Origin of the sequence: Rhodopirellula maiorica SM1, from assembly GCF_000346295.1 — a bacterium.
Lineage (GTDB): Bacteria > Planctomycetota > Planctomycetia > Pirellulales > Pirellulaceae > Novipirellula > Novipirellula maiorica.
The window spans coordinates 1-11,983 of record NZ_ANOG01000309.1; the positions used below are offsets into that span (position 1 = coordinate 1).

The following is an 11,983-nucleotide window of genomic DNA, read 5'->3' on the forward strand; positions in this document are numbered from 1 at the left end:
CTAAGGCATTACAGCGAGTTCGCGACCAATTGAGAGAGTGTGTTGAGCGAAAAAGACTTGGAGGCGGGCGCTCAATGAACTCGGACATGCGAGATTTGATTGACGGATACCTCGACGATTCACTGTCCCGTGAACAGTTGCAGCGGCTAAGCCAGTGGATCAAATTAGATCCACTGCATGCTCGGCAATTTGCTTCGGAGTTGATGCTGCATGATCGGCTGCGAAATGAAATGATGACGCAGAACGAATTAGCGTCTTTCGATCAAAGTGAACAACACGTGGTATTGCAGTCGAATGCATCTGACGGCCATTGGTGGAAACGTGTCCCGATTGCTTTGGCGACGACAGCGTGCATAGTGTTGCTCGGCACATTGTTGTTTTGGCATTCCTGGAGTGCTCCCACTGCCTCCGCGGCGGGACTTGAGCTTGACCGAATTATGAAGGCCAATGCCCGATCACTCGATCGCACGTTCCTGATTTCGGTCGAAGAGAAAACGACTCGTCGGCAGAATCGACGACGCAACACGCCAGAGCATGGCCGTCCTCCGAAACCATCCTTGGATGGTGCAATTTTAGATGTTCGTGGTGCGTACCAATTTGTGTTGAAGCGGAAAGTCGGGCAAGGAGATTTTTTTATCACGGGAAGCAATGGGTTGACGAGTTGGGCGGTGCGGCCGGATGGCCCCGTTCGGTATAGCGATGATCTGACGCGATTCAATCGAGACCTGCCCGGACATGAGCGGTCCTTGCCAATCAACAATCTTCATGATGGCCTCGATGCACTGCACACCGCCTATGATTTGCAAGTGAGGTCTGTCGAAACCGAACCGTCAATGGACAAGGCGAATGATGAGCCCAACCAATTGATAGTGGCGACAAAGAAGCCAGGTTTTCCAGGGCCCGCTCGAGTCGAAATTCGTTACGCCGCATCGAACGGTCAAATTCGTCAAATGCGATTCGTCGAGATGCCCTATGGACCTGAGGACGTGACGTTGACGATGACCTTGATGGAAGAACGAGCACTTGCACCGGACTATTTTGATCACCAATCCCATCACGACCGTGAACGTGTCGTGGAATTCGAATAAAGGAAAGTAAATCAATATGAAACGACTCGTTTATAGCGTTATCGCAATCGTTGCTCTCGTCTTCACAGCCCAACTTGCGCAGTACGCCTGGGCGCAACGTCCGTCGAATCAAGCTTCGACTAAAGGCAAGATTGGGAAACCTCAATTAAGCGACACGGTGAAGGCGAACCTGTATGCCGACAATTGGTTTGTGATGTATATCAACGGCGAACTGGTCGCGGTCGACTCGATCAAATTCATGCCACACAACGTCGTCTCGGTCGACATTCTGCCGGCTTATCCCATGACGATTGCCGTGATGGCCAAGGACAATGCGGATGCCGAAACAGGTATGGAGTACGCCAACACTCAAATCGGGGACGCGGGTTTCATTCTAAAATTCGGTGACGGCACCGTGACCAATGCCACCTGGAGAGCACGTGCTTTTTCACATGGACCGATTGATCATGACACCAAGAACCCGCGAGTCGAAAACTTAGAGATTCCCGAAAATTGGTACGCAATCGACTTTGACGACAGTGCTTGGGGGACCGCAAAGGAGTATACGCAGGAACAAGTGGGGCCGAAGGAGCCGTTTTTTGCGCATGATTTCGAAGGGGCGAAATTTATCTGGACTGACGATATCGAACTCGACAACACCGTCATCTTTCGGCACGTCGTCACCACATCACCCGATGGCAAATCTCGTCCTGATTTCTCGAACCTCAACGACATCGTTCCAAATTCGCCACCCAGGAAACCAAGGCGATGACCTACCGGCCGCTGTAATGACGCAGTCGTAAAGTGCCCGGCCGGTTCGAATTCAACGCTTTTCCTAACAAAGAATTTAGTTGCATGAATGTTCGCTACCTCGTCTCGCTCGTCACCGGTCTAATGCTGGGCATAGGCACGATGAATTTCAGCTCAGTGAATTTGTCGGCACACGAGGTTGGCTCCCACGACGATTCACACGTATCCAGTGCGTCGCGAACCTGGTCGGTCGCTGCCGACGGCTCCCATCTGCATGGATCCTTTGTCTGTGTCATTGATGATGATGTCCAGATTCGTCGAGCGGATGGAAAGTTGGCAAGGATCGCGATCGACCACTTGGTCGCTTCGGATCAAGCGTGGATCGAAGCTCGGTGCGAGGAAATCAAACTCTTGAATCAGCACCGCGAAACGCAGCTTGCCATGCTGAATCCGCCAACCGATGCCACCATCCGGAGCACGACGGATACCAAGTCAATGCCGGCAATCGGCGAGTACTTCAAACCTTTTCAGAAGGCATTGCAGCTTCATTGGGACAAAAATTTTCTATACGTTGGTTCCAATGGTTTGCCAGAGCATCCGATGATGATCGGTATTCGTGCGTGGCAGCAACAAGTTCCGCTGCCGCAGAAGTACATTGCAGACAACGCCTGGCGAATTCCGCTATATCCGGTGCCTGCGAAGAATCCGATGTCCACCAAGAATGACTTTTTGCGTGGAGCAATCGCACTGGCTGTCAACGGAGTGCCCATCTTTAATCCGCTGAACAATCGCGGCGACGACGCTTTTTTGTTTGGCGAATTGGATCAGTACGGTGGCCATTGCGGTCGCGCGGATGATTATCACTACCACATCGCTCCCGTTCATCTCGAAGAAGCCACCGGTAACGGAAATCCGATTGCCTACGCCTTGGACGGCTATCCGATCTTCGGTTATCAAGACGAGCAGGCTACGGATTTCGCTCCGCTGGACAACCTGGGCGGGCACAAAGATGCCTCGGGCAACTACCACTATCACGCCCAGAAAACCTATCCCTATCTGAATGGCGGTTTCTATGGTGAAGTGACCAAGCGTGATGGCCAAGTCGATCCGCAGCCGCGGGCTGAACCGCTACGGCCTGCGCTGCGACCACTTCGCGATGCAAAGATTACGGGGTTCGATCGAAATGGTAACCGATTTCAACTCGAGTACGACGTTTCGGGACGCAAGGGAACGATTCACTATGTGGTCAAGAATGATGGCAGTGTTGATTTCACGTTTCAAGAACCTTCGGGAAAAACGCGAACCGAATCCTACCGCAGTCGCAGCGGCAAGCCCTACATGCCATTGTCGGATGCATTGGGAACCAATGTCGATTTGAGCCATCACTTACCAAGTGGGATGCCCATGTTGACGGTCACCAGTCCTGCCTTTGCCGCTGGCAATGAGATGCCCATTGAGTTCACCGGAGACGGAGCGGGGCACTCGCCTCCGCTTGCATGGACAAAGGGGCCTGCGGGGACCCAGTGCTATGCACTGAACCTGTGGCATACGCCCGGTCCCGGCGACATCAAGTCGTACTGGTTGCTCTACAACATCCCAGCCGATGTCACCAGCTTGCCGGCGAATGCTCATGGGATTGGGACCGCAGGCTACAACGACAAGGGACACACGGAATATGACCCGATGCGATCGAAGGGGCCGGGCGTCAAGAAGTATCACGTCACGGTCTTTGCTTTGTCCGAAAAACCGAATTTGCATCGACAAAAGTCACACGTGACGAACTGCTAAAAGCATCGCGGATATCACGTTGGCTCAAGGCACCTTGGACTACCAATACACGCGGACTCGAAGCGGATTATGGCTGATCGTTGCCGGATCGATGTTTGTCGTCGTTATCGCAGCTGGACTCTTGTTTCGTTATCGAAGGCGAACGCAAAAGGCTGGCCTAGCTCTCGCACAAACCTGATTTTCCTCTCTCAATCATAATCTTACTCACTACCCAAGTCTCGCTCCGATGCGAGTGCTCCTCTGTGCCAACATGAGTGAGACAACTTTGATTCGACTCAAGGCTGATCCGCGGCTCAAGATAAATCGATTTAATATCGGACTTGAAGTATCGGGACGAACGAGCGATTCGGCGGTGAAAGGGGATTAAGATTAAGAGTATGAGTATGAGTAAGATTAAGAACACGGTTTTTGAGTCGGATTCGTGCTCTTTCGTAGGGCAAACGGATTGTTCACGCTAGATTTCGTCTCAGCGTTCTTCTCCGATGCAGATGATCTCTCGACTGGTTCGTTGATAAAGATGTCCGCCTGCGGCTGTGAAGGGACTCAATGTCCACGTCTCACCCGGCATGCCAAGATCGTTCACTGCCACCAACGCATTTTCGTCAAATAGTTCCGCGGTCGCGTCGACAACGTAGACCGTCCCGAGCACGGTCGAAAAGTAGATATGATTGTTTACGACAATTGGCGTGGCGGCCGAGATGTGTCCGAACCCGTGCCCCAGACGACGGCGGTCACCTTCAACAGTAAAGCCTGATCCTGTTGCGTCGCCGGACTTGAATTCGCTCCATGAAAACTTCTTCTTGCCATTCTCGACAATGACCTGAACCGGTACTTGCAGATAGCTGACTTGTTCGGTCTCGATGTCGATACGGCCCAGAATGCCGGGCTGGCCGCCCATGAAAAAGTGATACTTGCCGACGCCGATATTGGTGCGGTGTGTCAGCAGATGAGGTGATTTTAGTTCGGGCGCGTCTGTGGGCTTTCGGTAGCGGCCGGCGTTTTCGTCGAATGCGATGAGGCTGCCGGTGCCACGAATGCGGATTCGCTTCACTGTCTCGCCGGTTGCCAGATCGAGCACAAAGAAATCGTTTCGGTCGAAACAATAGGCATGCTTCTCGTCGATAAAGTCTGTCCCTTCGAACGACAATCCCTGTCGTTCCCAGACCAATTTGTGAGCTTCATTCAGCCGTGACAGACGGATGCCGTAGGGTTTTTCCGGAGGGTTGTGGCTGCCGCCTTTGGCGTGCAGCAACACGGTTTCACCCGCCAGCGAACCGAGTGCGCCCTTGCTATGAACGCTGATCCCTTCGGGCATGATGCCGGTGGGCTTTCCCGTTAGCGCATCGAAGCACCGGGCATACATCCATGGCCAGCCGGTTTTACTGTTTTTGTCGTAATCGCTGGCCGTCTGGGGGCGGCGTTTGGGATCCACTGCGTCTCGCATCATGGCGTAATAGAGGCGGCCGTCGTGCAGAAAAGGTTGAAATTGTTTCGCCGAATGTTTGGTGCGAACTTCAAATTCCTTGCCCCACACTCGTTGGCCATCCAGGGTATGGCATGCCATAAAGCCGCCCGCGTTGACGAACCAGACATGCGTGCCATTGGTCACCGGCGTGGGCGTCGTTGAATCGGTGAAGGTGCCGTTGACTTGGTTCGGCCGCCGCCCGGGAAGATCGCAGCTCCACAGGATCTTTCCTGAATTTGCATCCAGACAATAGCCCCGAGTTTCAGAGACCCACGTGCCTTTGGGGCCGTTGTCGTCCGCGGTGAGTTTGCGAAAGCAGGTCAGGAACAGTCGGTCGCCCCAGACGGCGATGCCACTGTGACCAGTTTCGGGAAGTGGCGATCTCCAGCGAATATTGTTGTTCGTTGTCCCGCTCCAGCGGGTAGGGTACGTCGTCTCGGAGGCCAGGTGGTAGTTGTGCTGAGGCCCACGATGTTCGGGCCAGCGATCCTGAGCAAACGTGGTTGATACCATCACCAAAACGATGACGAACAATGCGAAAGGGGGCCGAGGTGTCACTTTCTAATTGCCTAGAAGATTGAAAAAAGAGAGGGCGAAGGTGGTTGCTGAATGCCATCTACTTTAGTCGACTTTGGGATCGAATGCGTCGCTGGGGAGTGCCCCATGGGGGGAATAGGGATATGCACTGCGAAGGCTTTTTTGACGCGTTTTCTTGGAGGCCGTTTCGTTGCATCGATTCGAGCACGCCATTGAGAATCTGGGGCGATGGCCAGCCGCCAACCGACATTCCTATGTCAATCCCCGCTGACTTGGATCGCTCTGTACGTTCCAATTCTTGCATCTTCCTTTTTGTGATGGTAACACGCATGAAATCTGACAACGCGACACCACAGCTTCACCATCGGCCGCGATTGGGCAGTTTTCCCTTCGATCCGGCTCGGCTGCCGTTCTTTTACGGGACGGTTGTGTTGGTATGCGGCACATTGGGGGTATTGGCCAGCGCGCCGGGACAAACCGTCGGTGTTTCGGTGTTTACGGATTTTTTAATCGAAGCCCACCAGTTGTCACGCAGCTGGATCAGTTTTTCCTACCTGGCGGGGACGATTGCAAGCGCGGTGTTGATCAGTCGTGCGGGGCGGTTGTATGACCGATTCGGTGGCCGCTGGGTCTCTGCAGCGTCGGCCGCCATGTTGGCGCTGGTGTTGACGGCGATGAGCTTTTCAGCGGTGATTGCCCAATCCGCTGCGTCGATGTTACCCGGTACCTACCGCGACCATGTCTCGTTCGCGGTCTTGACGCTCGGTTTTTTCGCGATGCGATTTTTTGGCCAAGGTATGCTGACGCTCTCTTCACGCAACATGGTGCTGGAGTGGTTCGAAAAACGACGTGGAATGGCGCTTGCGTTCATTGGGATTTCAGTCGCCTTTGGTTTTTCGGCAACACCGCCGCTGTTTGAATGGCTCATCCAGCAAGGCGGTTGGTCGTGGGCTTGGCAAACGATTGCGGTGATCGTGGCAGTGTATGCCTTGGTCGCTTTTTGTTTGGGACGATCGAAACCCGAAGATCATGGGATGTTGCCCGATGGGCCGTATGCAAAGCGGAACCGTAAGACGCACGCCGAGACGATGAGTGGTCGTCAATTCACTCTTTCGGAGGCGCGGCGAACCTACAGCTTTTGGGTGTTCACGCTCAGCGTGGTTCTCTCGGGCCTGCTACTGACGGCATTTTCCTTTCATGTCGTCTCGATCTTTGCCGATGCGGGAATGACGCGTCGGCAAGCGGTCGCGATTTTCTTGCCCGCCGCCGGGGTCAGCGTGGTGGTGGAATTTATCGGCAGTTGGCTCAGCGATTTCGTCAAGTTGAAGTATTTGGCGATGGTGCAGCTGATCGGCAGTTTGACGCTCTCGCTGAGCCTGGCGTTCTTGGGGACTGGCACGTCAGTCGTGTTTGTGGTCGTGGGGATGGGATTGATGCAAGGGATGTTCGGCATCATTTCCGGAGTAACGTGGCCGCGGTTTTACGGCCGCACGCATCTCGGTGCGATCTCCGGGTTTTCAACATCGATCGTGGTGGCGGGAACCGCGGTCGGACCCTACTTGTTCAGTGTGGCACACGACCAATTTGGAAGCTACCGCGCCGCGACGTTGTTGTGTGCCGCCGCCGCCCTGCTCTTGCTCGCCACATCACCCCGCGCCGATCGCCCGCAATAGCTTGTCTCGCAGCAGCCATCTAATGCTGGTCATGCTCCGTGTCACGCGTTTGGAGATCCAAGAGGTCGTTGGCTATAGACTAACGTTTTGCTACGTCAAACACTGCCAATTGTGGGAGGTGGTCGCTCAAGGCAAACGATTCCTTGTCGTCAATATGCAAGCGGAAGGCGCCCTCAAACAGCGGTCTCGATTCAACCATCTGATCTGCGATCGGTCCCGCGGCCATCACGTAATCGATCCGCCACTTGGGGATATCGGCCTTGATCGTGGGGCCGTCGCCCTTGCCAACTTGAGCGAATGTATCGGTCCATCCAGCATCGATCCAAAGCTGGTATTCCTTGGTGTCAGGGCCGTGATTCAGGTCGCCAATGAGAAGCATCGACCGCCCAGCATCCAGATCCGGCTTCATCGATTCGATCATCACCCGAATCTCTTTCAGTCGCACCGTCGGTTCGGCGGTTGGGTAGAGATGGGCCGAATGGACGATCAGCGGTTCACCACCGGGCAGCACGACTGTCGCGTTTCCCCAGTGCCGAGTGAACAATTCTTTTGGTCGCTCGGTCGCCATCGGAGCGTTGTGAAATTCGCTGAGCTCATATTTGCTCAGCAGCGTGCCTGGCCAACTTCCGCCGCTCGCAAATCGAACGTGATTCATTCCCAGCAGCTTCGCAACTTCTTGAGTTAGTTCCTCTGCGGGGGACTCTGAGAAGTTGATGATGTCGGGTTCGTGCAGCGCCAGTTCCATCGCCAGTCGCCGTGCCATTTGGCCTTTCGCAACGGCCTGCGTCGCCAAGCTGCGTTGCTTGGGCCACCCCGTCAGTCCATAGATGTTGTAGGCGATAACTCGCAGAGGCGTGTTCGTCGAATCATCCGCATACGAACTGGCGTTTGCTACTGCGAGGCTGGCAGCAAGCGTGCCACAGAATTTTCGGCGAGAGATAGCCATTGTGTTCTCCAGAAGTGTTGAGGAGGATTGTACCGGATAAATCCATCCGCATCCCATTTCCGAGGGCCAAAATGCACGCCAACTTTGGGTTTCGCTCGTTGGCCGGTGGGAACCGGCCCTACTTGGCTGGAAATCGCTGCATCGGCGGCTACCGGATGCAGTCGCTTGCCCCTAGCTCGATGCACATCGAGTAAAATTTAACCACATGTATTCGGGGGCGGTTGATGATGGAGATAGAACGTTGGGAAAAAATATCGTTGTATGCTGCGACGGAACGGGGAACCAATTTGACAGCGATCAAACCAATGTGCTCCGGCTGCACTACTCGCTTGTCATTGATGCGCAGCGGCAGGTCGCCTTCTATCAACCTGGGGTTGGTACTTTCAGTCCAAGTATGGCTTTGACACGTCCTGGCCGAGCGTTCAGCAAAGTGATGGGACTTGCGTTCGGAGCCGGCTATCGCAAGACAATCGAAGACGCTTACTGGTATATCGCACAGCACTATCAGCCGGGGGACCGCATCTGTTTGTTTGGATTTAGTCGCGGCGCCTACGCGGCTCGTGTCGTGGCCGCACTGTTGCACAGCGTAGGGATCCTGCAACCGGGAAACCGGCAACTCGTGCAATATGCGATGGCAGAGATCGAGCTGCGGAAAGGACGCAGTTTGGACTTTGCCCATCTTGGCCGCTTCCGAAAACAATTTTCACAGCGATTCGATGTAAAGCCGTTCATTTTCTTAGGACTTTGGGACACGGTGTCTTCCGTGTCGTGGGCATACGACTATTTGTCGTATGCATTTACCGCCAGCAATCCGAGCGTCGACGTCATCCGACATGCGGTTTCGATCGACGAGCATCGAGCATTCTTTGCGCAAAACCTATTCAAACGTCGGATGCATCAAGACTTTAAAGAAGTCTGGTTTGCGGGCGTCCATAGCGATATCGGTGGCGGCTACCCCAAAGATGAAAGTGGTTTGGCGAAGACAGCCCTGGAATGGATGCTGGTTCAAGCACGTGATGTCGGCGGCGTCTTGCTCGACGATTCACGTGTGGAACGTGTGCTCGCCGAAGGCAGCAGCCCTGATCACTCAGGACCGATGCATCGTTCGCTAACTTGGAAATGGTGGTGGGCCGAATTCTTTCCGAAACAGACCTACCCGTCGCCTGTTCCGCTTCCCCACCTGTTTCGGCGGAGGAAACCAACGAGCCGTTCAGCCGGAGAGTCCGATTCGGAGGCGTGTTGGATCCATCAGTCAGCGGTGCGGCGATACAATGAGACGCACTTGGGATACAAGCCTTCCAATTGGCCAGATGAGTTCGAGGTTGAACCGGAGTCGCGATACGAATTTCAGTCGTGATGCCGGACGCTGCGGTGCGAGGCAGTTGGCAGCCTTAGATTAATTATTCTCGACAACGTAGGGCCGGTTCCTACCGGCCGTACTGGCTAATTCGCTTCGGCTAACGCTGAATCACTGCGGGTGCGGTACAGGAACGCGTCGGAGGTGAGCAGCGAAACAAGCAGTTCGTTCATACTGCCTCCGCTATCTTTGTAGGCGCGGTGGGCCGCCTGCAGCACCGGGGCGTCGTTGAGCGTTTCGTTGCGGCCCATCCAGAAGCGAAACGCATGACGGACAAATACCTGCTCGGCTCGCTCGCTCTCGGCAATTCGCTCGATCAACTCGATCGCGTTAGCGACTTTGCCATCCAATCCAGGGACGCCCGAATCGATGATCTCGCCTGTCGTGTCAACCGGTTTCTCAAGTTCCAGCTCGCGATACAGACCCGCATGATTGTACATCTCAAACGGCAACCCCAGCGGATCCATCTTCTTGTGACATGTCCAACAGTAGTCTTCACGCGTGACCCGCATTCGCTCACGAAGCGTGCTTTTCGGTTCGTCCGGCAGCATCGCGTCCACCGTGATCGGCACATCGGGAATACCGCCACCCAGCAGTCGCTCTTGGATCCAATGGCCACGGCGGATGGCATGATTGTCCATTGCATCGGAGTGCGAAACAAGCCAAGCAGGATGAGTCAGGATGCCCAGTCGTTGGCCTTCGGGGGCGGTCGCCAGCGTGCGTTCCGGTTTCATCGATCCCCGGCCAAAACTACGACGGCTGACACGAGCGTAGATCGTTGGCCCCGAAAGGTCCACTTCCTCGACGCCGTGATGGACGTACGGCCGCCTCGTCGGTTTCTTTGCCGGCGGTTTTTTATCGGGGTTGGCCTGCTTCCAAGCCTCCAGCTCCGCTGCAGCTTCCTTTGCTGCCGCGGCCGCTGCTTTTCGCTCAGCAGCAATCGACGCGGCTCGCTCTTCTTTGCTGCGTTGTCGGCCAAAGTAGATGTTGTCGCGCTCAGCGGCCACGACCTTGTCGGTGGTCAGTAATTGCTTCAAAACATCTCGATCTTCCTGCAGAATCATTTCGATCAAGCGATCGGTGCTGGCCGTTGCATCAAACATGGCACGGTAATGGTTCACACCACGGCTGTCCGCACCGGTATCCGCAAGCGCTTTTGTATCTTTGCAAATGTACCCGCCTTTGTCGTAATCAAAGTAGTCGCGAAAGAATTGCAAGATCCTTGGCTTGCGGATGCTGTCGTCCGCTAACATCCGCCGCACTTCGCGTTCGACGTCATCTCGGCTGCGCATACGTCCATCGACAATCGCATCGCGTAGAGGTTCATCGGGCCGGAGATAACGCAGCGCATGATTGACGGCCAGCCCCAATTCCCAGTCCTGCAGCATGACGCGTCCATGTTGGTCCGGTTTTCCATAGGAGACCAGTTCCGGTCGGAAGAGTGCGTCACGATCGAGGAAAATGGATGACAAACCCAGAGTCGCACCCTTCTTTTTGCCAAGCTTGTCGATCGATTGTTTGACGATCGTTAGATAGGCGTCCGATTCGGTTTTGCTTGGTGGCCGAAAGGTCAACGCTTCGAACAAATAATCCACGGCGGCGCGCAGTTGTTCGTCGCTCGCATCGTCTGTTTTGATCAGATCATAGACCGGCGTTAGCGGACGAACCACCTTGGTGCTGTAGACCAAACTGGTGGGCAGTCCACGAAGATCGCCTTTCATTTTGTCCGCGATCGAGTTGGGATCGTCTGTGATCTGGTAAGGCTCGGCAATGCTCAGCGGGCCTTCGGCCATATAACGTAGGATGTTGTCCGCGATCCCCATGATTTGAGTCGCTTCGGCACTGTTGACGGTGTAGAAGTCGGGATAGTTTTCCAGTCCGTGGTCGCGAGCCGAGGACAATACGGCCGGGACACTCTTGACCGCGGTGGCATAGGCGACCGTCCCGCCTTGCCATTTGATGATGCGATCGGTACCGAAGTACAGCTTCAGTTCGCCGCCGTGGTTGGTTGGAACGGCATCGCCATGGGTGCGTAGCCCCGGCTTTTTCGGATCGAATGCCGGTTCGGTATTGATCAGTTCATTCAGCCGGGTGATGTGTTCCTCGGGACTAACTCGCCAAATGCGTGCAGGCGAAGAGGTGGGTTGCAGCTTGATGTCATCGGGCAGCGGACCGAACAGCAGTTCGTGATCGACAAAGTTGCCTTTGTTAGGATCCCGGTGAGCATGGAAACCGCCCTTATCGCGTAAGACCCGCGAGAGTTCGCTGACGACCCAGTTGGAAAATTGCAGTCGCTCGATGACCTCAGGCTGCGTCATGTCCGGCGGCGGCATCTCTTTCAAGGTGACCTGAGCCCAAACGCTCGTCCAAGTGCTGGCGTTGATCTCATCCACCGCCCCC

At 54.9% G+C, this 11,983-nt stretch carries 9 protein-coding genes; 6 read left to right on the forward strand and 3 right to left on the reverse strand.

Annotated features, from left to right (window positions below; genetic code table 11):
- The 3 genes from RMSM_RS10005 to RMSM_RS10015 all read left to right on the forward strand — a co-directional run.
- The coding region (locus RMSM_RS10005; protein WP_236622075.1) for a hypothetical protein at positions 1-1,088 on the forward strand (1,088 nt) is incomplete at its 5' end.
- A 16-nt stretch (positions 1,089-1,104) separates the two neighbouring features.
- Entirely contained in the window at positions 1,105-1,839 is a 735-nt protein-coding gene (locus RMSM_RS10010; protein WP_008695011.1) for a hypothetical protein, read from the forward strand.
- A 140-nt stretch (positions 1,840-1,979) separates the two neighbouring features.
- Positions 1,980-3,605: a YHYH protein gene (locus tag RMSM_RS10015; protein WP_236622076.1), complete on the forward strand. Its 1,626-nt coding sequence runs from the start codon at positions 1,980-1,982 to the stop codon at positions 3,603-3,605.
- Positions 3,606-4,071: 466 nt separating this feature from the next.
- Here RMSM_RS10015 and RMSM_RS10020 read toward each other — a convergent pair whose 3' ends face one another.
- Positions 4,072-5,583, reverse strand: a complete 1,512-nt coding sequence (locus tag RMSM_RS10020) for an outer membrane protein assembly factor BamB family protein (protein ID WP_144057534.1) — start codon at positions 5,581-5,583, stop codon at positions 4,072-4,074.
- 353 nt (positions 5,584-5,936) lie between these two features.
- Between RMSM_RS10020 and RMSM_RS10025 the strand changes: the two genes are divergently transcribed.
- Entirely contained in the window at positions 5,937-7,280 is a 1,344-nt protein-coding gene (locus RMSM_RS10025) for an MFS transporter (RefSeq protein ID WP_144057533.1), read from the forward strand.
- A 79-nt stretch (positions 7,281-7,359) separates the two neighbouring features.
- Here the strand turns inward: RMSM_RS10025 and RMSM_RS10030 are convergent, their stop codons facing one another.
- A complete protein-coding gene (locus tag RMSM_RS10030; protein ID WP_008695017.1) occupies positions 7,360-8,226 on the reverse strand; it encodes an endonuclease/exonuclease/phosphatase family protein in 867 nt (288 codons plus the stop codon).
- A 71-nt stretch (positions 8,227-8,297) separates the two neighbouring features.
- Between RMSM_RS10030 and RMSM_RS43385 the strand changes: the two genes are divergently transcribed.
- The gene (locus RMSM_RS43385) at positions 8,298-8,420 is read left to right on the forward strand and encodes a hypothetical protein (RefSeq protein WP_008695018.1); all 123 of its coding nucleotides are present in this window, start codon (positions 8,298-8,300) and stop codon (positions 8,418-8,420) included.
- 47 nt (positions 8,421-8,467) lie between these two features.
- Complete coding sequence (locus tag RMSM_RS10035) at positions 8,468-9,583, forward strand: DUF2235 domain-containing protein (protein WP_160168273.1); 1,116 nt, start codon at positions 8,468-8,470, stop codon at positions 9,581-9,583.
- An 86-nt stretch (positions 9,584-9,669) separates the two neighbouring features.
- On the opposite strand, the gene RMSM_RS10040 is transcribed toward RMSM_RS10035, so the two are convergent.
- On the reverse strand, positions 9,670-11,983 hold a 2,314-nt coding region (locus RMSM_RS10040; RefSeq protein WP_040765114.1), incomplete at its 5' end, for a DUF1588 domain-containing protein.

Excerpts from the sequence above, each read along its gene's own strand:
- RMSM_RS10025 (WP_144057533.1), top strand. The coding sequence starts at position 5,937 with ATGAAATCTGACAACGCGACACCACAGCTTCACCATCGGCCGCGATTG.
- RMSM_RS10020 (WP_144057534.1), bottom strand. The coding sequence starts at position 5,583 with ATGGTATCAACCACGTTTGCTCAGGATCGCTGGCCCGAACATCGTGGG.
- RMSM_RS10030 (WP_008695017.1), bottom strand. The coding sequence starts at position 8,226 with ATGGCTATCTCTCGCCGAAAATTCTGTGGCACGCTTGCTGCCAGCCTC.
- RMSM_RS10015 (WP_236622076.1), top strand. The coding sequence starts at position 1,980 with ATGAATTTCAGCTCAGTGAATTTGTCGGCACACGAGGTTGGCTCCCAC.
- RMSM_RS43385 (WP_008695018.1), top strand. The coding sequence starts at position 8,298 with ATGCACGCCAACTTTGGGTTTCGCTCGTTGGCCGGTGGGAACCGGCCC.
- RMSM_RS10010 (WP_008695011.1), top strand. The coding sequence starts at position 1,105 with ATGAAACGACTCGTTTATAGCGTTATCGCAATCGTTGCTCTCGTCTTC.